Source organism: Xanthomonas graminis pv. graminis (assembly GCF_030168915.1).
Taxonomy (GTDB): Bacteria; Pseudomonadota; Gammaproteobacteria; order Xanthomonadales; family Xanthomonadaceae; genus Xanthomonas_A; species Xanthomonas_A translucens.
Window position 1 is genome coordinate 2,250,166 of sequence record NZ_CP076255.1, and the last position, 20,720, is coordinate 2,270,885.

At 63.8% G+C, this 20,720-nt stretch carries 22 protein-coding genes and 2 pseudogenes; 1 reads left to right on the forward strand and 23 read right to left on the reverse strand.

Annotated features, from left to right (window positions below; translation table 11 throughout):
- Positions 1-269 precede the first annotated feature (269 nt).
- Positions 270-494 carry a hypothetical protein gene (locus tag KHF85_RS09810; RefSeq protein ID WP_284569409.1) on the forward strand — a complete coding sequence of 75 codons (225 nt, stop codon included), beginning with the start codon at positions 270-272 and terminating at the stop codon, positions 492-494.
- A 311-nt stretch (positions 495-805) separates the two neighbouring features.
- Here KHF85_RS09810 and KHF85_RS09815 read toward each other — a convergent pair whose 3' ends face one another.
- The 23 genes and pseudogenes from KHF85_RS09815 to KHF85_RS09925 form a co-directional block, all read right to left on the reverse strand.
- Positions 806-1,843, reverse strand: coding sequence for an IS5 family transposase (locus KHF85_RS09815; RefSeq protein ID WP_458296510.1), 1,038 nt, complete (start codon positions 1,841-1,843; stop codon positions 806-808).
- A gap of 15 nt (positions 1,844-1,858) precedes the next feature.
- The gene (locus KHF85_RS09820; RefSeq protein WP_284569411.1) at positions 1,859-2,824 is read right to left on the reverse strand and encodes an IS1595 family transposase; all 966 of its coding nucleotides are present in this window, start codon (positions 2,822-2,824) and stop codon (positions 1,859-1,861) included.
- A gap of 274 nt (positions 2,825-3,098) precedes the next feature.
- Complete coding sequence (locus KHF85_RS09825) at positions 3,099-4,052, reverse strand: hypothetical protein (protein WP_284569412.1); 954 nt, start codon at positions 4,050-4,052, stop codon at positions 3,099-3,101.
- On the reverse strand, positions 4,052-4,711 hold the full coding sequence (locus tag KHF85_RS09830) for a class I SAM-dependent methyltransferase (protein ID WP_284569413.1): 660 nt from the start codon (positions 4,709-4,711) through the stop codon (positions 4,052-4,054). The genes KHF85_RS09825 and KHF85_RS09830 overlap by 1 nt, the downstream gene beginning before the upstream one ends.
- Positions 4,712-4,730: 19 nt before the next feature.
- Entirely contained in the window at positions 4,731-5,354 is a 624-nt protein-coding gene (locus KHF85_RS09835; RefSeq protein ID WP_284569414.1) for a UDP-3-O-(3-hydroxymyristoyl)glucosamine N-acyltransferase, read from the reverse strand.
- Positions 5,344-5,676: pseudogene (locus KHF85_RS09840) on the reverse strand (aromatic ring-hydroxylating dioxygenase subunit alpha); the annotation flags it as partial. The gene KHF85_RS09835 and the pseudogene KHF85_RS09840, both read right to left, overlap by 11 nt.
- A 7-nt stretch (positions 5,677-5,683) precedes the next feature.
- Positions 5,684-6,640, reverse strand: a complete 957-nt coding sequence (locus KHF85_RS09845) for an IS30 family transposase (RefSeq protein ID WP_009597007.1) — start codon at positions 6,638-6,640, stop codon at positions 5,684-5,686.
- A 90-nt stretch (positions 6,641-6,730) separates the two neighbouring features.
- Positions 6,731-7,546: pseudogene (locus KHF85_RS09850) on the reverse strand (aromatic ring-hydroxylating oxygenase subunit alpha); the annotation flags it as partial.
- Positions 7,547-7,560: 14 nt separating this feature from the next.
- Entirely contained in the window at positions 7,561-8,202 is a 642-nt protein-coding gene (locus tag KHF85_RS09855) for an acetyltransferase (protein WP_284569415.1), read from the reverse strand.
- A complete protein-coding gene (locus KHF85_RS09860; protein ID WP_237649029.1) occupies positions 8,202-8,954 on the reverse strand; it encodes an SDR family NAD(P)-dependent oxidoreductase in 753 nt (250 codons plus the stop codon). The genes KHF85_RS09855 and KHF85_RS09860 overlap by 1 nt, the downstream gene beginning before the upstream one ends.
- Positions 8,951-9,724, reverse strand: coding sequence for an SDR family NAD(P)-dependent oxidoreductase (locus KHF85_RS09865; protein WP_284569416.1), 774 nt, complete (start codon positions 9,722-9,724; stop codon positions 8,951-8,953). Before KHF85_RS09865 ends, KHF85_RS09860 begins: the two co-directional genes overlap by 4 nt.
- Positions 9,721-10,761, reverse strand: a complete 1,041-nt coding sequence (locus KHF85_RS09870) for a ketoacyl-ACP synthase III (protein ID WP_284569417.1) — start codon at positions 10,759-10,761, stop codon at positions 9,721-9,723. Before KHF85_RS09870 ends, KHF85_RS09865 begins: the two co-directional genes overlap by 4 nt.
- Position 10,762: 1 nt before the next feature.
- Positions 10,763-10,987, reverse strand: a complete 225-nt coding sequence (locus KHF85_RS09875; protein WP_058360843.1) for an acyl carrier protein — start codon at positions 10,985-10,987, stop codon at positions 10,763-10,765.
- On the reverse strand, positions 10,984-12,165 hold the full coding sequence (locus tag KHF85_RS09880; RefSeq protein WP_284569418.1) for a DegT/DnrJ/EryC1/StrS family aminotransferase: 1,182 nt from the start codon (positions 12,163-12,165) through the stop codon (positions 10,984-10,986). Before KHF85_RS09880 ends, KHF85_RS09875 begins: the two co-directional genes overlap by 4 nt.
- A gap of 304 nt (positions 12,166-12,469) precedes the next feature.
- Positions 12,470-13,960: a sigma-54 dependent transcriptional regulator gene (locus KHF85_RS09885; protein ID WP_284569419.1), complete on the reverse strand. Its 1,491-nt coding sequence runs from the start codon at positions 13,958-13,960 to the stop codon at positions 12,470-12,472.
- Positions 13,957-14,340, reverse strand: a complete 384-nt coding sequence (locus tag KHF85_RS09890) for a response regulator (RefSeq protein WP_003466870.1) — start codon at positions 14,338-14,340, stop codon at positions 13,957-13,959. Before KHF85_RS09890 ends, KHF85_RS09885 begins: the two co-directional genes overlap by 4 nt.
- A gap of 13 nt (positions 14,341-14,353) precedes the next feature.
- Positions 14,354-15,751 carry an RNA polymerase factor sigma-54 gene (gene rpoN, locus KHF85_RS09895; protein WP_053834018.1) on the reverse strand — a complete coding sequence of 466 codons (1,398 nt, stop codon included), beginning with the start codon at positions 15,749-15,751 and terminating at the stop codon, positions 14,354-14,356.
- Positions 15,752-16,019: 268 nt separating this feature from the next.
- The gene (locus tag KHF85_RS09900) at positions 16,020-16,652 is read right to left on the reverse strand and encodes a response regulator (protein WP_284569420.1); all 633 of its coding nucleotides are present in this window, start codon (positions 16,650-16,652) and stop codon (positions 16,020-16,022) included.
- 92 nt (positions 16,653-16,744) lie between these two features.
- A complete protein-coding gene (locus tag KHF85_RS09905) occupies positions 16,745-17,323 on the reverse strand; it encodes a PilZ domain-containing protein (RefSeq protein WP_064539961.1) in 579 nt (192 codons plus the stop codon).
- Positions 17,320-17,622 carry a hypothetical protein gene (locus KHF85_RS09910; protein WP_284569421.1) on the reverse strand — a complete coding sequence of 101 codons (303 nt, stop codon included), beginning with the start codon at positions 17,620-17,622 and terminating at the stop codon, positions 17,320-17,322. The genes KHF85_RS09905 and KHF85_RS09910 overlap by 4 nt, the downstream gene beginning before the upstream one ends.
- Complete coding sequence (gene fliS / locus KHF85_RS09915) at positions 17,619-18,038, reverse strand: flagellar export chaperone FliS (protein WP_284569422.1); 420 nt, start codon at positions 18,036-18,038, stop codon at positions 17,619-17,621. Before fliS ends, KHF85_RS09910 begins: the two co-directional genes overlap by 4 nt.
- A 168-nt stretch (positions 18,039-18,206) precedes the next feature.
- Entirely contained in the window at positions 18,207-19,538 is a 1,332-nt protein-coding gene (gene fliD / locus KHF85_RS09920; protein WP_284569423.1) for a flagellar filament capping protein FliD, read from the reverse strand.
- 166 nt (positions 19,539-19,704) lie between these two features.
- Entirely contained in the window at positions 19,705-20,661 is a 957-nt protein-coding gene (locus tag KHF85_RS09925) for an IS1595 family transposase (protein WP_284566649.1), read from the reverse strand.
- Between the last annotated feature and the right edge of the window lie 59 nt (positions 20,662-20,720).

Below are 20,720 nucleotides of genomic sequence, written 5' to 3' on the forward strand. Positions count from 1 at the left end.
TATATTACAGGACACATCCTCTTATTTTTGATGGGGGATGATTATGATTTTTCGTAAATTTTTCCTTTTTTCCGCTCTCACTCTGGTCGCGGGTACCTCGCAAGCTTGGACTTTGGTGTATGCAACAGATGCTAGTGGGAGTGTTTCAGGGGGGGGCGTTACAATCGCTCCGGACAGCAGTGGACAATGGAGCCAGCGTCAAAGTTCTTGTGACCGCGCCAAGTCAGAATACGCGTCATACTTGGAGTGTGATATGTACAAATACATCCATGAAGCTGGATGATTCGCAAGCTGTGGTTTGCGTGAGTCATGACGATCACTATATGAATATTGGGATGGGGGGTCAGTTTGGCTCTCCCAGTAATCCATCCATTTCAGGTCATTATCTTTTGAATACATCTGGTCAGTACGCCGAGGTTGATATAAAGATTGCTGCTGGCGAGGTATATACGAATGGAAAATATATCTATCCAATGCGATGGTATGTTGAGTAACGCCATTTAGCTATAGGATTAGGGAAGGTCTGAACGAGCCCACTCCGATGCAGGACTCTGGCTCGTAGGGGGGGGCGTTGGGCAGCAGGTGCCACGGCGCTCCAGCATGCGCCATCCGGCACAATGCATTGAACATTGCTCGCAGCGCGTACTTGCGCTGCGGGCCTAGCAGGCTGCTGAAATACCAAAGCCCATCTACCGCTGGTCAGAGCGTTGCCGATTCCTGCGACCGCTGCTGATCGGGCAGGCCAGCCCGAAAAAAGCACATTTCCCCCAGCAATACGGCATCCAAGCAACCCGGATACCCCGGTTCATGCCCTTGCCCCGGTCGGCAGGCGCAACTGTCCCAGCGTGCGCATTCGCACTAGGTTGTAGGCCGCCATGTTCAGCACGAACATCTGGTCCACCTTTTCCAGGCCGCGCACCATCGCCTGCCGGATACGACCCACGGCCTTGGCCCAGCCAAATCCCTGCTCGATCAACTTGCGCTTGCGCTGGGAGATCGCATCCCCCTCACTGGCCGCCACCGCATCTGCCACCGCCGAACGCCGACCCGAGGTGTTTTCCGCCACGTGCGGCACGACCTTCAGTTCCTCCAGCCCCTGGATGAACTCGGCCGCGTCATACCCTTTGTCCGCTCCCAGGGTCAGCACCGCCTCCGGCGCTGCCGCCTGCCGGGCATCGGCGATCATCGCCTTGGCCGCTTCGCGTTCGGCGTATCCATCCGCTCGCGTCACGCGTGCATTGGCGATCAACCCATGGCGGTTGTCGCTCAGCGTGTGCCCGATGTAGCGCAGTTCGCTGGCCGTATTGCCCTTGCGATACAGCCGCGCATCCGCATCGCTGGTGGAAACGTGCGTGTCATTGCTGCGGGAGTGTCCACGGAAATCGTCGCCGTCCTTGTCGTTGCCGTCCTTGCGCTTGAAGCTCTTGTGCCCGGCCCAGGCCTGGATCAACGTCCCATCCACGCTGAAATGCTCGCCCGACAGCCAGCCGCGTCCATCGGCGATCTCCACCACTTCATTGAACAGTGCAATCACCGCATCGTGTTCGATCAGCCGTTCCCGATTCTTGCTGAACACCGTCGGCACCCACACCGCATCGTCCATCGACAGCCCGATGAACCAGTGATACAGCAAGTTGTACTGCACCTGCTCCATCAATTGCCGTTCCGAACGGATGCTGTAGAACACCTGCAGCAGCATCGCACGCATCAACTTCTCCGGCGCAATGCTGGGGCGACCGCCCTTGGCGCTGGAGGCGTACATGGCGGCGAACAGGCTGTCCAATCGCACCAACGCTTCATTGATCATCAGCCGGACCGGACGCAGTGGATGATCGGCCGGCACGAAATCCTCACCTGACTAGCACGCTACTTCAGCCGAAAAGACTGGGACAGCGCGCAAACGAGATTCGGGCCATGGCTTGATCCGGGCTGCGGCCACCAGCAGTCGCGGCACCAGGGCCGCCAGATCAAAGCGCCGGTTGAACCGCCCTTGCGTCTCGGCCAGATAGCGATGCGCATACTTGGTGAACTTGAAGGCGTGATACGCCCCGTCCAGTGACCGCTTCAGATTGGACAGCACCACGTTGACCCAGCGGGCGTTGGCTTCCTCGCAACGGCTCCGGCCACTTCCCTCGATCACTGTATGGGCATGCTCAGCCTCCAGGACCCGGAAAGCGCCCAGTCCGTCGCTATACACGTCAGCCCCCGGCCGCAACCACCGCTCGATCCAATCGGCCAGCGCCGCCTTGGTGAAGCCCGGCACAGGATCGATCACCGCCTGCCGTGGACGACCGTCCTGCGTGGTCTCCACGGCAATGACAAAAGGACGCTTGTTCTCCGAACCTCTGCCCGCCTTGCCGCCGTTGCGTTCCCCGCCCAGATAGGCATCATCCAGTTGCACCACGCCGCCGAGTTTGCGCCCTGCTTCTCGTTCGTCCATGGCCTGCATCAGCTTGTGCTTCATCCGCCAGGCGGCCGGATAGCTCACCCCAAGGTGCCGCATCAACTCCAAAGCCGACAGGTTGGTCTTGCTCTGGCCCAGCAGATACATCGCCAGCAGCCAGGTCCTCAAGGGCAGCCGGCTGTGCTCGAACACCGTCCCCGACCGCAGGCTGCTTTGATGGCGGCACTGCAAACACTGCCAGTAAGCCTGTTCATACCGGTAAAACTTGCTGCAACGTTTGGCTGCACAGCGCGGGCAGGTGAACCCGTCCGGCCAGCGGGTGGCTTCCAGCGCTTGCTCGCATTGCACTTCACTGCCGTAACGCGCCAAAAATCCTGGCAGCGACAGCCCTGCCTGGAACTGGACACGGTTCATTGCCATGATCGCTTGCCTGCTTGATGTGACCGAACGCCACTGTGCAGACACGCCCGCTCATATCTTGCGACTGGGCTGAAGTAGCGTGCTAATCAGTTGCCATTTTTATAACAGCTGCCTTCACGCATAGCTATGATGTCATGTATTATGTGGGGAGGTAGCTGTTGTAGGCTCCCTTGTAGGCGGGCATGACAATGCTGGCCAAGGCATCGCAAATTATCGGTGATCGATCATCTTGAACAATCAAAGGTTGCATGCACGGAGGGGCACTTCTCGGCTTTCAGTTCAGCAGCGCCGCGATCAGGTTGCCAGGGCTGGTGTCCGGCTGACGCAGCATGATGCGATACGGCTGGGCACCGCTCGCACGCCGAATCGTACCGATGTCCAGAATCGAACGTCGCATGAAGAAAACCGCAGGAGCACTCATATGTCCTGGGCGCATCACCCTGGCAATCGCATCGGCTGAACCGGACAAATAGGTGACCCCAGCCGACGCCTCAGCCACCTGAAGACAGCCCAGGCTGCGCCGGTAGAATTCCAGCTGCGGCCCCAGCGCCTGTGCCGCAGCCGCGGCCAGTTCCACTACGAGCTCGCTTTCGGGTGCCTGGACCTTCAGTGCCAGCAGCGCCTCCAGAAAGGGCAGCGGCGTGTCCAGTACATGCACGCGTTGGAGCATGCCGTAAGCATGCAGTTCTGCCACGACGACATGCAGCTCCTCTTCCGGTGTCTGATCCTGATCGAAGGCCAGCATCTGGTCCCAATCACAGCTTCTGGCGATTGCATCGAGCCTGGTGGCGACCTGGTGAGAACGCAGATCGACGAAGCCGTCTTCGATGAGGCGCGGCAAAGGTTCATCGCGCAGGCCGCGCAAGTGGGTCGAAGTGACGCCGGCAACCGGGAAACGCAGGAGATCGCCCTGATCCTGCTCGATCAGACTGGAAATGAAGGCTGCCACCCCCACGGTCTGGATACGGAGCGTTGCGAAAAATTCACTGAGCGCAGTGCCCATGCGCTGGTCATCTACGCCAGGACGATGGCACTCCAGCACGACATCTCCTACGTGCAGCTCGCTCCTGGCAGTTTCGAAGTCCAGCACTGGAATGCCATCCAGATCATCGGGAATTTGGCGCGGATACACGATGCCCGATAGCTGAATCGCATTCAGGACTAGGAAACGTTTGAAGAAGTTGAGTGCTGGGCTCTGCAAGGCCCAGCCGGCTGCGTAAATTCGCATCATGGCTTCCTGAATTCAAATAACATGGTGTCGCCGACTTCAACATCCAGGGCTTGGTCGTTGCGCATCTGGTGGGGATAGAAGATCGCGGTCCTTCCATCTTTAAGTCCGCAACACAGGGTCGAGAATGCGGCGACTTCTTCAAGTCCGTTTTCGCGTGCAAGCGTGCGAACTTCTTCCGGCACAAAATGGCGGTAATGCCATTTGTAGCCCGTGTAAGGCATGACACTCTCATTGGGACAGGAAATGAAAAGTTGCCCGCCGCGTTTCAGGGATTTGCTCAATACCCAGAAAAGAGCTTCATGATTCTTGACATGTTCTAGCGACTCCATGCTCATCACGAAGTCGAAGCAGCCGTCGGGTAGATCGAAGGGAAACAACTTGGCGGCCCAAATGATATTTGGAGCGTGGATTCTGTGGCTTGCCATGGCAATGCTCTCCTCCGATCCGTCGATTGCAAGGATAGAAGCGTGGGTTTCGCGCGCCACCAGCGCCGCTCCGTATCCGGAACCGCAGAAAACGTCCGCGCCGAAAAGCTGGGCATGGCCATTGGGTAAACGCGAGGCTGCGTAGCGATATCGCCACAAGTGGTCTCCGCCGACCAGATTCTGGTCGAGGGTGTGATATCTCTCTCCGCTTTTCAGCGCGTAGTCTTTCATCGTGCGGCTATCCTTGGATTTAATGACCATAGACATGGATCGGCTCGTCATAGCGGGTGTCGTACACCGTGCGGCTGGGCACGTCCCGGTCATACAGTCGTGACCAGCCCAGTTCGCAGTGGCGGCCGATTCGGACGCCAGGGCCAACCACCGCACCCATGCGCAGGATGGCGTGCGCGCCGATCTCCGTGCCGTGGCCGATGCTTACGCCGATGTCGCACCAACATGATGGACGCAGGTGCACGCCAGCGCCGATCTTGACTCCGCTATGCAGCACGGTGTTGTAGTCAATACGGCTACCCGCGCCGACCACCACGCCGTCGCCGATGAAGCAGTTGCGGCCGATCACTGCATCGGCAGCGACCACGGCCGAAGTGCTGACGAAAGGCTCCAGGCTAAAGCCGCGCGCCATCGCCAGCTGCATCAGCTCCATGCGCTTGAAATTGCCGAAGCGTTCGTCGTAGGCAACGAACAGTCTGTCCTCGGCCGGGTCCAGCCCATCCAGTGCGTCCAGGTCGAAGCTGTAGTCGGTGCGTAGCGAAACCTCGATCCTGCGCACGTCGGCCTGCGGCTCGGCCTGCCTCCAGGCATTGAAGACCTGTTCCAGGCAGATGCCGGTTCCTATGACGCATCTAGAGGCCATGTTCTGTCTCCATCAGTGTTGCGTACCAGCGCTCCACCAAGCGGTTGGTGAACTCGTAGACCCCCTGGGTCGGCATCGGTGCGTTCATGTGCAGCGCTGATTGCACATGTTCCATGATCTCCACATCCTCGCCTGTCACCAGCCGGCTGCCATGCATGTGCGAGAGCAGGTTCCAGCTGGAAAAGGCATAAGGCTTCTTCTTGCGCGTGGTGAACCAATAGATTTCCAGGTCGGTCCTGTCCGGGGCCACGGGGATGTGATGTTCCAGGGTGAAGGAATAGCCGCCGTTGGGGCAGGCGATATGCATGTTGGGAAAAGCCAGGGCGGATTCAACTCCGATTCGCAACGCTGTTGAGGACCTCCTCGGAGAAGACTTCGAGGGGCGTTTTGAATCCGAGTATCTTGCGCGGACGATTGTAGAGTCGCTGTTCGATCCATCGCAGGTGCGCATCGGTGATGGTGCTGAAATCGATGTGTCGTGGCAAGTACTGGCGCGTCAATCCGTTGGCATTTTCGTTGCTGCCTCGCTGCCATGCGCAGTACGGATCTGCAAAATAGAAGTCGCTCTGCAAGCAGGCGGCAATGAGCCGATGATCGGCGAATTCCTTGCCGTTGTCGGCGGTGAGGGTGTGCACCGTGTGGCCTAGGCCGCCCAGGCGCTGGACGATGGCGTTGCGCACGTTCTCGGCGGTGCCGTCAGGCGAGTAAGCCAGCAGATGCAGGCGACTGCGGCGTTCGGTCATGCTGACCACCACGGCCTTTCCGTGTGAGGCCCGGAGGGTATCCAGCTCCCAGTCGCCGATGCGGCTTCGCTGCTCCACCACGCTGGGGCGCTGTGTCCAGCTGCGCCGATGTGTCAGCTGTCCGCGGCCATCGCGCACGCCCCGCCGACGGCGCTTGCGGCGGCGCTTGCGTAGATGCGTGAACAACTGGCCACCGCGCTTGTGGTCAGCGTAGATGTGCCGATAGATCCATTCGTGACTGGCCAGGCCGGTGCGACCGGCAATCTGTTCCGGGCTGAAGTCCTCGCTCAGCAGGACCTCGATCTGTGCGATGCGCTCAGCGTCGATGCGTGGACGCCGGCTGGCCTGCGTGCGCCGATGCTCGCTGATGCGCTGTGCGTGATCTGGCAGATAGTGCCGAGCGTGCTGATTGCGGCGCAGTTCGCGGCTGATCGTGCTGGGCGCGCGCTCCAACGCATCGGCGATGGCCCGCATCGACATCCCGGTTTCATATAACGCATGCAAACGGTATCGTTCGGCCTGGTCCAGGCGGCTGGATGACATGGGCAACTCCACTTGGCGGTGAAGTCGCTCAAGTCAGGTCGCCGGGCCACTTCACAACCGTTGGTGTTGCGAATCGGAGTTGAAGCCGCCCAGCCAATTGAAATAGGCGTCCTGTTCCCCCCAGCGCTCGACCATGTCATGAAATGGCAGAGGCTTGGGCTCGGTGATCGGCGCGTCAGCGCCGGCCGAGCTGAAGCGGCGCATCTCCGCGCGTAGCCCGGTGGGGCTGGTGTCGGCCAGGGGACGGAGGCCTTCGGCCGCCAGTTCAGTATCGACGTAGGGGATGAAGTCGAATTCCCGGGCAAGGCTTTTGGGATGGACAAAGCGCGGGTGATTGGCGTCGCGCAGGTTCTCGTACGCCAGCTTCCAGTTGAACTTGCAGTGCCAGGTGGTCACCATCACCTCGCCGTCGTACAGGTTTGAGCTGCTTTCCAGCATGGAAATGAAGTGCGCGGGGAACTGTTCCTCGATCGGCATCGGGTCGCTGTCCAGGTTGACGAACAGCACGTTGCCGATAGCGTGCAGGGCGAACTCCCGCAGCCGGAGCTTCTGCTGTTCGGCCCGGCTTATGCGGTACAGGGCACGACATTCGGGGATGTTCTTGATCGCGCCGTCCTGGTCGTAGCTCCAAGCGTGGTAGGGGCATACCAGTGGACGTCGTCCGGTCGGCGCGGTCTGGAGCGGCGCGCTGCGGTGCAGACACACGTTCTCGAATGCGCGCAACTGGCCGTTGAAATTCTGGATGACCACCGGGATGCCCGCGATCTTGCGGGTGATGAAGTTGTTGTTCTCCGTCAGCAGGGTCTTCAGACCGGCGAAAAGCCAAACCTTGCGAAAAATCTTTTCCTGCTCGCGGGAAAAAATCTCCGGTGACAGGTAGTACCTGGGGTGCATTCGCGAGCGCATGAATAACTGCCTTGTCAAAGGTCTTTCTGGAACACGATTCGGGCAGGGTTGCCGAACACGCTGGCGCCGGCTGGTACGTCTTTCATGACCACCGCGCCGGCCCCGATGACCGCGCCGTCACCGACCTTGACGCCGGGCATCAGGGTGGCGCGCGGATGTACGGTGACGAAGTTGCCGATCTGGACGCCGCCGCCCATGAATGCCATTGCGCCAACGTGCACGTAGTCGCCGATGCTTACGTCGTGCCCGAGCATGCTCTGGGCGTGGATGGTGACGAAGTCGCCGATGCGCACGTCCGGCCCGGAATGGACCAGCAGGCCAAAGAAGCAGCCCTGGCCGAAGTGCACCCGCCTGCCCAGGCGGACGTCGGTAAGGATGGGAATGAACCGCCCGCCTTTCTCGAGGATCGGCCGTGCGTAGCGGTGGCGGTCGTAGGGGTTGCCCATCGCACAGACGAATACATCGTCAGGCTGTGGCAGGTAGCTCATCGGATCGCCGATGATCTGTGTGTCGACACCGTAGCTGTCCAGGATATCGGCGCGGCTGTCCAGGAACCCGCCGATCAGCCAGTCCTTGCCATGCCCGGCGTCGTCATGCATTTGCTCCAGGACTTCGCGGCCCCAGCCGCCGGCGCCGATAATGAGTGCCCGGTCCATCAGAGCACCGCCCCGCCGTCCATGACCAGGCTGGTGCCGGTGACCCAACGGCTGGCGTCGGACAGCAGATAGACCGCGGCGTTGGCGACATCGTGCGGTGTGCCCAGACCCAGTGGATGGCGCGCGCGTTGTTGGTTCAGTAGTTCGTTGAGCCCGTTGTCCTCACCCCAAAGGCGCGGAGTGGGCACAGCCGATGGCGAAATCCCGTTGACTCTCATGCGGTGCCTCGCCTGTTCCAGTGCCAAGCAGCGGATGATGCCCAGCAGGCCGGACTTCATTGCTGAGTACGGCCCCACGCCGCGTGTACCAATATGCGCGGAGGTGGACAGCATGAACACGATGGAGCCTTGGGTGTTAATGGCATTGGCTTGCAGCAGACGCTGCGTCAGCATGACCGGTGCCAGGAAATGAACCTGGTACATACGCGTCATCAGTTCTTCCTTCAGCTGGCGGATCGGCGACAGCATCTGCCCGCCGAAGCAGTGCACTACGCCGTCGATGCGCTGGCTGGCTTGTACCAGGCGCTCCCGGTCCTCCGAAACAGTCAGGTCGGCCTGCACCTGCACATGCCCGTCGCCGGTCAGTTGCGCATGGGTTTGCTGGAGACGCTCGGGATCGCGACCGCTGATGACCAAGCGCGCGCCGCGCCGTACGCAGGTCAGTGCGATTTCCTGACCAAGGCCGGACGATGCGCCGGTGACCAGGATGGTCTTGCCAGTTAGGGAAAAGGCCTTGCGAGTCGGATTGCTCATGCGTAGATGTCCATCGGCACGGTCAGGCCACCATCTACGACGAAGTAGTTGCGGGTGACCCAGCGACTTGCGTCGGACAGATAAAACACCGCCGCGTAAGCCACGTCTTCCGGTTCGCCCAGCCCCAGTGGGGTCAGTTTGGCATGCTCGTCGATGTTGCCGCCGCTGTGGTTGAGGCCCTCGAGCATTGGCGTGCGCACGTAGCCGGGCACGATGCAGTTGGCGCGGATACCGTGCTTTGCCACTTCCAGTGCCAGCGTACGCATTGCGCCGAGCAGGGCTCCCTTGCTGGCAGAGTAGGCGGCGGTGGCCACAGGGCCGATGTGCGAGCCCACCGCCGAGATAAATAGGATCGAGCCGTTGGCGTTGATGCGCTTTTTCGCCAGCAGGCCGCGCGTCAGCAGCAGCGGTGCATAGACATTACTGGCGAAGGTTTCGTCCAGATGCGCGCGGTTGATCATCCGGAATGGTGCTAGCCGGGCGATGCCGGCCGCGTGTGCGACCCCATCCAGGACACCGACCGAAGCCACGAGATGGTCGATGTCCTCCTGCTTGTCCAGGTTGGCGATTACCTGCGCGTGCCCTGCGCCTTGCAATGTGGCGAAGGTCTCGGCCAGGCGGGCCTCGTTGCGACCGCTGATGACCAGTTGCGCGCCCATCTCCGCGCAGCTCAGCGCGATCTGCCGTCCGATGCCGGACGAAGCACCGGTGACCAGGATACGTTTGCCCTGAAGCGCGAACGGGTCGTTCGGATCGATGTCGGTATTCACGACTCGATCAACTCCGGAAACACCGCGCCTTCGATATCAATCAGGCAGGTACCCCACGACAGGCCGATGCCGAAGCCGCACAGCAGCACGCGCTTGCGGCCGACTTCCAGCTCCTTGTTGATGCGTGCGGTCATGGTCACCGGCAGCGAGGCGCCGCTGGTGTTGCCGAAGTCGCGCAGGGTCGAAGGCACTTTCTCCACCGGCAGGCCGAGCTTCTTGCGGATGGTCTCGTTGATCATCCGGTTGGCCTGGTGAAACACGAAATAGTCGATGTCGTCCTTGCCCACGCCCGCGTAATTGATCAACTTTTCGACTGCCGGTGGCACGCGCTGAGTCGAGAAGCTCAGCACCGCGGGCCCATCAAGCTGCAGGTCGATCGCCTGGTGCCAGCGATCCTTCTCGTTCTCACGATAGGGAACCAGATGTTGAATGCCGACCGGCTCGCGCTGTCCGCCCACCGGCAGGATGATCGCCTTGTAGCCGCTGCCGTCGCTGTTGAGGTCGAAATACATCGGCGCGGCGTCGGCGCTGAATTCCAGCGCGGTGGCGGTGCCGGAATCGGAGAAGATCGGGTCCTCCAGGTTGGCGCTGCGGTCGCCCACCAGCAGCAGGCCTTTCTTGACCCCGCCGGCGGCGATCATCGAGCCCAGCAGGTTGATGCCGAACGGGTAGGCCGAGCAGCCCAGGTTGACGTCGAAGGCGACGGTGGCATGCGACAGGCCCAGCCGGTCCTGCAGGATGATCGCGGTCGCCGGGATCGGGTAGTCCGGCGATTGGGTGACCACGATCAGCGCATCGATTTCCTCGCGCTGCCATTGCAGCCGTTCGATCAATACCTGCGCCGCGTCGAACGCCAGGTCGGAAAAACACTGCCACTCCTGCGCCATGCGCCGGGTCTCGATGCCGATGTTGCGCACCAGCCGCTCGCGCTCGGAACGGATCTGCGGCCGGCAATCGGTCAGGTTGGAGACGACGCGCTTGGGCACGCAGGTCGCCATGCCGGCAAAGCGCACGTTGTGCAGGGTGGAGGTCGGCATGCTACGCCTCGGTCAGCTGATAGAGGTCGCCCACGGTGACGGCGGCGGCCAGGTGTTCGCCGGTGATGGTCTTGCCGTATTCCATGTCGAACATCACGATCACGCCGAGTGCGGCCAGCGAATCCCATTCGGGAAGCTCGCGCAGCACGGTGTCCGTCGTCACCTCGACCGGAGTCTGGAAATCGGTCGCCGACAGGAAATTCTCGATAAACGTCTCTTGGCTCATTCTTGTTCCACGGGGTGGGCGGAGGAAGGGATGGTCGCGGCAGGGCGACCGATTTTTGCAGCGGTTGATGCGGCTGTACCGGCGCCAGCGATCAGGTCGGCGATGGTCTCCACGTCGCCGGCGCTCAGGCCCGGATAGATCGGCAGGCACAGCACCCGTTCGGCCATCTGCCGCGCAACCGGCAAGCCGGCCGGCGCGGCCGAGGGCAGGCCGCGGTACATCGGGAAATCGCTGATCAGCGGATAGAAATAGCGGCGCACCAGGATCTCGTGCTCGCGCATCAGCTGATGCAGGGCGTCGCGGGTCAACGGGAACTCGTCCTCGATCAGGATCGGGAACGAGGCGTAGTTGGCCAGCTCCGGCGACCTCGGCGGCAGGCAGCGCACGCCCGCCACCTGTGCCAGGCGTTGCCGGTAGGCGGCGTCGATCTCGCGGCGTTGCGCCAGCGCGCGATCGATGTGCTGCAGCTGCAGCAGGCCGAAGGCCGCGTTCACCTCGCTCATCTTGCCGTTGATGCCGGTGGCCACCACCGTGGTCTCGTCGACGAAGCCGAAGTTCTTCAAGCGGCTGATGCGCTGGTAGGTCTTGGCGTCCGGGCAGACGATGGCGCCGCCCTCGAAGGTGTTGAACACCTTGGTGGCGTGGAAGCTGAGCACGCTGAGGTCGCCGTGGCGCAGGATCGAGCCGCCGTCGTCCTTGACCCCGAACGCATGCGCGGCGTCGTAGATGACTTTGAGGTTGTAGGTGTCGGCGATGCGTTCGATCGCCGTGGTGTCGCAGGGCGTGCCGTAGCAGTGCACCGGCATGATCGCGGTGGTCTGCGGGGTGATCGCCGCCTCGATCTTCTGCGGGTCCAGGTTCAGGGTGACCGGGTCGATGTCGACGAACACCGGCTTGATCCCTTTCCACAGCAGCGAGTGCGCGGTGGCGACGAACGAGTAGGGCGTGGTGATCACCTCGCCGGTGACGCGCAGCGCCTGCAGCGCGGTGAGCAGGGCCAGGGTGCCGTTGGTCAGCAAGGCCAGGTGTCCAACGCCCAGGTACTCCGCCAGCGCCTTTTCCAGCGCCTGGTGCATGCCGCCGCCGTTGGTCAGGATGCGGCTGCTCCAGATCTTCTCCAGGTACGGCACGAACTCGTCCAGGGGAGGCAGCAGCGGGCTGGTGACGGGAATGGGCATGGTGGCCTGCATGGGTGCGTGTGGAAAATCCGCGGCGCGACGCGTTGCGACGTGGTTCCTGTTCTGCAAGCAAGCCATATGCCAACAGAGGTGTCCACTGCTTCCGCGAGCGCTGCCATGAAGCGTGGCGCGCTGCGATCCCCATCGCTCGCGAAACAGACGCATCCATCGCGCGCCCGGACGCGCGTCCGGCAAGCAATGCGATGCGAAGGGTGAGGGTACTTCAGTTTCGAACCGCGGTCGTTGCATAGCGCAGCAAGCGCGCGACGACGCGGTGACATCGGCAGCGGCCGCGGCCGCTGCCTCAGCCGGCCAGTTCGGTCTGGTCGCGGTCGATGCCGTACTTGCGCAGTTTCTCCACCAGCGTGGTGCGGCGCAGGCCCAGCAGCTGCGCCGCATGCGCGACCACGCCCTGGGTGCGCTCCAGCGCTTCGTTGATCAGCGCCAGTTCGATGTTGGCCATGTGCCCGCGCAGGTCCAGGCCGCTTTCCGGCAGCGTCGAGGCGGTTTGCGCCGCCGCTTCGGATGGATCGGCGAACGCCTTGGGACCGACGTGCAGGTCGACCACGTTGGGTACCCGGCGCGCATCCGGCGTGGCGATCGGCGCCGGCGGCGCCGACACGTCGATCGAGGAGGCGAAGTCGCCGCGGTAGCGCGCCGGCAGGTCCTGGACCCGCACCAGGCCGCTGGGATGCAGCACCGCCAGGCGTTCGACCAGGTTGGTCAGCTCGCGCACGTTGCCCGGCCAGTCGTAGCCGCGCAGCGCCTGCAGGGCTTCTTCGGAGAAGCGCACTTCGCCGCGCCCGGTGCGCGCCAGCTGCGCGGCGATGGTGTTGACCAGCGCCGGCAGATCGTCGCTGCGCTCGCGCAGCGCCGGCATTTCGATCGGAAACACGTTGAGCCGGTAGAACAGATCCTCGCGGAACTGGTTGCCGGCGATGCGCTCTTCCAGATTGCGGTGGGTGGCGGCGATCACGCGCACGTTGCAGCGGATGGTGACGTTGCCGCCGACCCGCTCGAAGCTGCGTTCCTGCAGCACGCGCAGCAGCTTGACCTGCATCGGCAGGCTCATGTCGCCGATCTCGTCGAGCAGCAGGGTGCCGCCCTCGGCCATCTCGAAACGGCCCTTGCGCGCGGACAGCGCGCCGGTGAAGGAGCCTTTCTCATGCCCGAACAGTTCGCTTTCCAGCAGATCCGGCGGGATCGCGCCGCAATTGATCGCCACGAACGGGCCGTCGCGGCGCGGCGATTGCTGGTGGATCGCGCGGGCCACCACTTCCTTGCCGGTGCCGGACTCGCCCAGCACCAGCACGGTGGTGTCGAACGCGGCGACCTGGTCGATCAGCCGCCGCAGCCGTACCACGGCGGCGCTGTTGCCGGTCGGGCCGCTGTCCTGCACCGCGCCGGCCTGGTGCTCGGCGTCCAGGCGCTTGAGGCTGGCGCGGCGCAGCAGGGTTTCCAGCTGTGCGTGGCGCAGCGGCGCTTCCAGCTGCCACACGTTGGCCTCGTGCAGGCCGTGGCGCTGCGCGAACGCCTGCGCCTCGCCGTTGAGCAGCAGCACCGGCGGCGGCAGCGGACTGCGCGCGACCCAGCCGAAGAAGGCGTCGGCCTGGGCCTGGTCGTCCAGTCCGCCGACCAGGATCGCCATCCACTCGCTCTGCCGGTGGCGGCCGGGATTGACGTCGGCCACGTCGGTCACCCAGCGCGGGTTGAGGTCCATGAATTCGAGCAGGCTCACCGTGCGTTCGGCGCGGACCGCATCGTCGTCGATCACCAGGATCCGCGATTCGCTCATGCCGCTACTCCCTCTGTGCGTAAGCCCTCCAGGATCGGCATCACTTCCTGGATGTAAGACAGCTTGCTGACGAAGTTGTCGGCGCCGGCGCGCATGGCGTGCTCGCGGTGCTCGGCATCGTCGAAATGGCTGGCGATCACGATGTACGGGGCCTGGTCCTGGGTCTTGATCAGGCGCGTGGCCTGCAGGCCGCCCATCTCCGGCATGGCCAGGTCCATCAGCACCACCTGCGGGCGCAACGACTCGGAGCGCTCGATCGCCTCCAGGCCGTTGGCGGCGCTGCCGATCACTTCCATCCAGTCGAGCTTGCGGAAGTGGCGCATCGCCGCGTTGATGAAACCTTCGTGGTCGTCGACCAGAAGCACGGACAGTTTGTTCATGTGCATTGTTTCCTTAGCCCGCGCGGGCCAGCAACGGCTTGGCGCGACGGCGTTCGCGAGCGGGAGCGATATCCAGTTGTTCACGGTACTTGGCCACGGTACGCCTGGCCACGTTTACGCCCTGTCGCGATAGCAGCGCGGCGATCGCCTCGTCGGCCAGCGGTCGCCCCGCGGGCTCGGACTCGATCAGGCGGCGCACCATCGCGCGTACCGCCTGGCCCGAGACCGCTGCGCCTTCCAGGCGCACGGCGAAGAAATGCTTCAGTTCGAAGGTACCACGCGGGGTCTGCAGGTATTTGCCGGTGGTGATGCGCGACACGGTGGATTCGTGCATGCCGATCGCGTCGGCCACTTCCTTCAGGGTCAGCGGCGCCATCGCTTCCTCGCCCTTGACCAGGAACACCGCCTGGCGCTCGACGATGGCGCGGGTGGTGCGCAGCAGGGTCTCGTAGCGCATCGACAGGCCGCGGGTCAGCCAGCGGGCCTCCTGCAGCATTTCGCGCAGCGGCGCCGCGGCCTCGCCGGCCTCGGCCAGGGCGCGCTCGTGCATCGGATTGACGCTGACGCGATGGGTGGTGGCCGGGTTCAGCGCGACCCGCCAGGTGCCGTCGCTGTGCCAGGCGACCACGTCGGGAATCACGTGGCCCAGGTTCTCTGGCAGCAGGCTGTCGCCCGGACGCGGCTGCAGCGACAGGATCAGCCGCACCGCCTCGCGCACGTCGTCCGCCTCGGCATCGAGCTGGCGCGCGAGCAACGGGTAATCGTGGCTGGCGAGCAGATTCAGGTCGCCGGCGAGCAGGCGCGCGGCCAGGTGTCGGCCGGCGACGCGGCCGGGCAGGGCGGCCAGCTGCACGCTCAGGCATTCGCGCAGGTCGCAGGCAGCCAGGCCGGCGGGATCGCCGTGCAGCAGCCGCTGGCGGATCGCTTCCACCTGTGCGGCGGAGCGGTCGAAGCGCGCGCAGGCCAACTGGGTCAGCGTGTCCAGCGCGCCGTCGAGATAGCCGGCATCGTCGCTGTGCTCCAGCCAGAACGCGGCCACTTCCAATGCGGATTCGTCCAGTTCCAGCGCCAGGCGCTGCAGCACGCGCAGTTGCGGATCGGTGGACTCGCCGGCCGCGATGCGCTGCATGCGGTCGTCTTCGCCCTCGCTCCAGCCGGCGGCGGGAATGTCCCACATCGAGGATTCGGGCAGTTCGTCGAACGCCGCGGTTTCCAGCGCGTTGTCGTGGTCGAGCACCGGCTCGAGCACGCCTTCGGGCTCTTCCAGTTCCAGCAACGGATTGGTTTCCAGCGCGCGCCGGATTTCCATTTCCAGTTGCATCCCGTCCAGTTGCAGCAGCCGGATCGACTGCAGCAATTGCGGGGTCAGGTGGAGTTGCTGGCCTAGCTGGGCGGAAACGGTCGGCTTCATGCGGACTTCCTCGGTTTGGCGCCAACCCTCCGGCGCCCGTGGAATGCATAGTGCTTGCCACCTGACGGTAACAGAATCAGGGCGTTCCTGAGTGATGTAGTCAAATCCCCGACGCCATGTAAGGAAAATCCCTACGTCGATGTAGGGGGCGCCGGTAGGTCGGCGCGCCGGAGCCAATGCTGGCGGGCCTCGCAGGTTTCACGGCGGCAGCTGACCGGTTAAGGCAAGCCGCATGCCAATGTGACGTGTCGGGAACCCGTTGCCGGCCTCAGCTCAGTTCGTTCTGGTGGCGCGCGGCCAGCAGGACCAGATCGTTGGCGCGGCGGCAACCCAACGCCTCCATCATCCGCGCGCGGTGGGTTTCGACGGTCTTGACGCTGATTCCCAGGTCCGAGGCGATTTCCTTGTTGTTCTGGCCGCGGCCGATCTGGCGCAGGATCTCGCGCTGCCGCGGCGACAGCGCGGCGACGCCGACCGGGCGTTCGCGGCCGAGCATCGGCGCGATCATCTTCGAGGAGATCTGCGGGCTCAGGAACATCTGGTTGACGCTGGCCGCGCGCAGCGCCAGCTCCAGCTCCAGCGGCGCCGCGTCCTTGACCACGAAGCCGGTGGCGCCGCGGTCCAGCGCATCGCGCACGTGTACCGGATCGTCGTGCATCGACATCATCACCACGCGGGTCTTGGGCGAGGTCTGCAGCACGTCGGTCAGCGCGTCCAGGCCGCTGCGCCCGGGCAGCGACAGATCCATCAGCACCAGGTCGGGGCGGTGCAGGGTGGCCAGGTCCACCGCCTGCTGCGCGTTGCTCGCCTCGGCGACCACGTCGACGTCCGCGAACGTCTGCAACAGCCGGCTCAGGCCGGCGCGGACCAGGGTGTGATCGTCGACAATGATGACTCGCACGGTGGGAAGGTCTCTTTCGCTAGTCCCGCACCTTAGCCGAGCGCGCCGCCGCCGCCAACCGTGCGTCTCCCCGGGGCGCGGCCGGCAGTGGCTCAGCGCGTGCGCCGGCTGTCGGCGATCTGCCGCCGGTGCAGGCGAAACAGGTGCCGTTCCAGTGCTTCCTGCAGGCTTGGCGGCTGTGTCTCGAATCGTAGCCAGAGATGGAAACCGCCGCCGCTGGCGGCTTCGGCCACGACCTGGACCGGCAATTCAAGATGGTCGGGCAACCAGTCGGAGGGCTGCAGGCGCAGCAGGCCGGCGGCGCCGGGAAGGGCGCCCGAACGCGACCCCAACTCCAGTCTCAGCCCTCGATGCGACCATCGTAGCGGGCGCAACGGCAAACCTTCCTCGTGCTGGCGGGCCAGGCGGCCGAGCAGCACCAGCATCAGGTCGAGCTTGGCGTCCATGCGCTGCAACTGCAGCGGCTGCTCGCTGCGCTCTTCGCCGCCGTCCTCGCTGCGCAGGTCTTCGACCTGGGCCAGTCCACGCAACAGGGCTTCGCCGGCGCCGAAGCGGCCGATGCTATTGCCGAGCCTGAAGTCGGCCGGCAACGCCAGTTCGCAGCTGAGGGTGTCGTGGAACAGTTCGGTTTCGGCGGGATGGTGCACGGCGCCGTCGGACGCGCTGTTCATCTCAGCGATCCGGCCTGCGAGTAGGCGCGGGCGGCATTGTTGGACAGGCGGTTGGCGCGCAGCCAGTCGCCGGCTTCGTCGCGCGCCTGCAGCATCTGCGCGATCACCGCTTGCTGCAGTTTCAGCAGCGAACCGATGCCGTCGCGGGACACGTCGGTGCCGGCCTGCTGCAGGTATTCGCGCAGATGCTGCTCGTGCTCGGACACCATACGCTCGGCCAGCGCGTGGTCGTCGCCCTGCAGCACCTGCTGCAGTTGCCGCAGTTCGGCGTGCAGCGAGTCGATGCTGATGGCGATCATAGTGCGGCGACCGCGGGCAGTTCGCGCTGCTGGGTGGGAATGGCGTTCCACGCCGCATCGATCTCGCTGAGCAGTTCCAGCGATTCGACCAGCGCGCTTTCGTCGTTGTGCAGGTTGGCTTCGGTGAGCCGGTGCATCACGTAGTCGTACAGCGCCGAGAGATTATTGGCGATCTCGCCGCCGGCCTCGTGGTCCAGCGAGCCGTTGAGGTGGCCGACGATGGCGCAGGCCTCGCCGATCGCCTTGCCCTTGCGCGCCTGGTCGCCCTGCGCCAGGCAGGCCTGTGCCTGGCGGATACGCTGGCAGGCACCGGCGAACAGCAAGGCCACCAGCTTGTGCGGGTCGGCATCGGTGATGCTGGTGGACACGCTCATCTTGCGGTATTGCTCGGCGTATTGGCGGCTGGAACCGTACATGGAAACTCCCTCGGGTGGCCTGGTGCCGTGCTGCCGCGCCGGTCGGCGAAGGCGCCGTGGCGACGGTACGTGCTGCCAGTCCTGAATGACTGTCGATGCTAAAGATATCGGCCGCTGCCTGGACGGACTTGAGCACCAGCAGCGTCTTTCATTCCAATGCCGTCGGCGCTAGGAGAACTGTTTGGTGAGGGTATCGCTGACCGACTGCATCTGCGCGACCATGGTATCCATCGCGGTGAATTTGGCGGTGTAGTTGGTGGTCAGCGTGTCCATCCGCCTGTCCAGGTTGCCGAGCTGGTCTGTCAGGTCGCTGATGTGCTTGTTGAGCGCAGTGGTGCGCTGGGAGAGGGTGCCGTTGCTGGCGTCGAGATTGCTGTCCAGTAACGTTTTCATGCCAGTGGTGAAGCTGCCATCGGTACCGAACATCCCCTTGACCGAGGCCGGGTCGCTGGCTACTGCGCTGTCCAACTTTGCGCTGTTGAAGCTCATCACCCCGTTCTTGTCGATGGTCACGCCCAGCGCCTTGAGATCGCTGGTGTTGTCGCTGACCTGCTTGCGCAGCGTTTGCTGCAGCCCGCGCACCATCGAGTCGCCGGTCAGCGCCGAGGCCTTTTTGTTGGTGGCGTCATAGGCGCTGGAGGACTTCAGCACGGTGTTGACGGTGTTGTAGGCGCTCACCAATGCGGTGAGGTTCGCCTTCAGGCCGCTGCTGTCGTTGGCGATGCTCAGGCTGTACTTGGTGCCTTCCGCGGCCTTGGTCAGGTTCAGGGTAACGCCGGGGACGAGGTCGGCGATCGCATTGCTGCTGGAGGTCCGCTCGAAGCCGTCCACGCGCACCACCGCATCGGCCCCGGCCACGGTCTGGGTCAGGCCACCGCTGCTGCCGCTGCTGTAGGTCAGCGCGGCGAGTCCGCCGTTGCCGCCGGAGCTGCTGATGGTCAGCGCGCCCTTGGTGCCGGAATCGACGGCGTTGAGTACCAGGTGATCGCCGTCGTCGGCGCTGACCACGCTGGCGGTCACGCCGCTGCCGCCGGCGGCCTTGTTGATCGCGGCGGCGACGTCGCGGAGCTTGCTGTTTTCGGCCACGGTGACGTTCAGCGTCTTGTCGCCATAAGCGATGGTCAAGCTGCCGTCGCCGACCACTGCGTTGTCGGCATAGGCGGCCGAGGTCAGCTTCTGCCGTTCGGCCAGCTTCACCACCTCCACGCTGTAGTTGCCGGCAGTGGCACTCTCGGTGAGGCTGGCGGTGTAGCCGGCGCCGTCGGCGACGGTGGCCTTGACCGCGCTCTTGTCGGCGCTCTTGGCGATCGCATCCATGGCCGTTTGCAAGTTGGACAATGCGCCCTTGATCGTGCTCAGCGCCGAAAGTTGGGCGCTGGAGGCGGTGCCGTCGGCGTTGATCCGGTTTTCCTGCGGCGCGCGCTGGGCGGCGACCAAGGCTTTGACGACTGCGGCGATGTCCATCCCTGAGCCGACGCTAGACAGCGATGAAGTAGCCATGTGGACTTCCTTACGAGAGCGGGCACGCAGGCCAGCGGTAGATAGGGGTATCGGCAGCGTACGAAGGTTCTTGAGCTCGCGCGTGCGTCGGCGATGCCCCGAGGGCGATGCAAATCCCGTGCCTGCGGATGGCCAGACGCAAAAAAAACCCCTCCTTGCGGCCTGATTAGCGCTGTGTCTCAGCTGTCGTACGCAGTTGCTGCTCTGTGAGCCTTCCCGCGCCGGCCAGGGCACTGGCCAGGCGCGGCACCATGGCGGCCAGGTTGAAGCGGCGATTGAAGCGGTAGGCATGCGCATGCAGGTAGCGCGCGCCGTATTTGGGGAAGTCCACCGCATGGTGGGTGCCGCTAAGCGCCGTTTTGAGATTGCCCAGGATCGTATTGACCCAACGCAGACGAGGCTGCTGGACGCCTTTGCGGCCGCTTCCGGTCACGATGGCATCGTGGGTCAGGCCTGCCCAGCCCACACCGGTGAACGCTGTCAGCCCATCACTGACGACATGGGTGCCCGGTGCCAGTGCCTGCTGAGCCCACGTGTGCACGACGCTTCTTCGGAAGCTGGAGACCACATCCAGGCGGAGATAGCGCGGGCGCCCTTGATGCAGGGAAACCGCTGCAATAAACGGCACTTTATTGCGCCACTGCGGTTGGCCTGGACCACCGGCGCGTTCGCCGCCCAGATAGGCATCATCGATCTGGACCTCTCCGTCGAGCCGGCGTGACTGCTCACGATCGGCCATCGCCGACATCACTTTGTGCTTGATCCGCCATGCAGTGCGATAGCACACGCCCAGTTGCCGAGCCAGTTCCAGCGCAGCAATTCCGTTCTTGGCTTGGCTCACCAGATAGATGGCCAGCCACCACACCCGCAAGGGAAGCTTGGTGTCTGCCATGGGCGTGCCGGCGGTCAAGCTGGTCTGTACCCGGCAGCGCGCGCACTGCCACAGGTGCTGGCGTCCCCGCTCAAAGCCACTGGCATGCGTGTGTCCGCACTGCGGACACACGAAGCCATTGGGCCACCTGGCCTGAACCAAGGCCTCGACACATTGCGCCTCGGAGCCGTAGCGGCTCAGAAAAGCCGGAATCGAAAGCCCCTTTTGGAACTGGATCCGATTGAGCGTCATCGCCGTATCTCACTGAAGAACCTGCATTTCTAAACCAAGGCAGCATCACCAGCTGAGAC

Excerpts from the sequence above, each read along its gene's own strand:
- KHF85_RS09810 (WP_284569409.1), top strand. The coding sequence starts at position 270 with ATGAAGCTGGATGATTCGCAAGCTGTGGTTTGCGTGAGTCATGACGAT.
- KHF85_RS09820 (WP_284569411.1), bottom strand. The coding sequence starts at position 2,824 with ATGGCAATGAACCGTGTCCAGTTCCAGGCAGGGCTGTCGCTGCCAGGA.
- KHF85_RS09825 (WP_284569412.1), bottom strand. The coding sequence starts at position 4,052 with ATGCGAATTTACGCAGCCGGCTGGGCCTTGCAGAGCCCAGCACTCAAC.
- KHF85_RS09830 (WP_284569413.1), bottom strand. The coding sequence starts at position 4,711 with ATGAAAGACTACGCGCTGAAAAGCGGAGAGAGATATCACACCCTCGAC.
- KHF85_RS09835 (WP_284569414.1), bottom strand. The coding sequence starts at position 5,354 with ATGGCCTCTAGATGCGTCATAGGAACCGGCATCTGCCTGGAACAGGTC.
- KHF85_RS09845 (WP_009597007.1), bottom strand. The coding sequence starts at position 6,640 with ATGTCATCCAGCCGCCTGGACCAGGCCGAACGATACCGTTTGCATGCG.
- KHF85_RS09855 (WP_284569415.1), bottom strand. The coding sequence starts at position 8,202 with ATGGACCGGGCACTCATTATCGGCGCCGGCGGCTGGGGCCGCGAAGTC.
- KHF85_RS09860 (WP_237649029.1), bottom strand. The coding sequence starts at position 8,954 with ATGAGCAATCCGACTCGCAAGGCCTTTTCCCTAACTGGCAAGACCATC.
- KHF85_RS09870 (WP_284569417.1), bottom strand. The coding sequence starts at position 10,761 with ATGCCGACCTCCACCCTGCACAACGTGCGCTTTGCCGGCATGGCGACC.
- KHF85_RS09875 (WP_058360843.1), bottom strand. The coding sequence starts at position 10,987 with ATGAGCCAAGAGACGTTTATCGAGAATTTCCTGTCGGCGACCGATTTC.
- KHF85_RS09880 (WP_284569418.1), bottom strand. The coding sequence starts at position 12,165 with ATGCCCATTCCCGTCACCAGCCCGCTGCTGCCTCCCCTGGACGAGTTC.
- KHF85_RS09885 (WP_284569419.1), bottom strand. The coding sequence starts at position 13,960 with ATGAGCGAATCGCGGATCCTGGTGATCGACGACGATGCGGTCCGCGCC.
- KHF85_RS09890 (WP_003466870.1), bottom strand. The coding sequence starts at position 14,340 with ATGAACAAACTGTCCGTGCTTCTGGTCGACGACCACGAAGGTTTCATC.
- rpoN (WP_053834018.1), bottom strand. The coding sequence starts at position 15,751 with ATGAAGCCGACCGTTTCCGCCCAGCTAGGCCAGCAACTCCACCTGACC.
- KHF85_RS09905 (WP_064539961.1), bottom strand. The coding sequence starts at position 17,323 with ATGAACAGCGCGTCCGACGGCGCCGTGCACCATCCCGCCGAAACCGAA.
- KHF85_RS09910 (WP_284569421.1), bottom strand. The coding sequence starts at position 17,622 with ATGATCGCCATCAGCATCGACTCGCTGCACGCCGAACTGCGGCAACTG.
- fliS (WP_284569422.1), bottom strand. The coding sequence starts at position 18,038 with ATGTACGGTTCCAGCCGCCAATACGCCGAGCAATACCGCAAGATGAGC.
- fliD (WP_284569423.1), bottom strand. The coding sequence starts at position 19,538 with ATGGCTACTTCATCGCTGTCTAGCGTCGGCTCAGGGATGGACATCGCC.
- KHF85_RS09925 (WP_284566649.1), bottom strand. The coding sequence starts at position 20,661 with ATGACGCTCAATCGGATCCAGTTCCAAAAGGGGCTTTCGATTCCGGCT.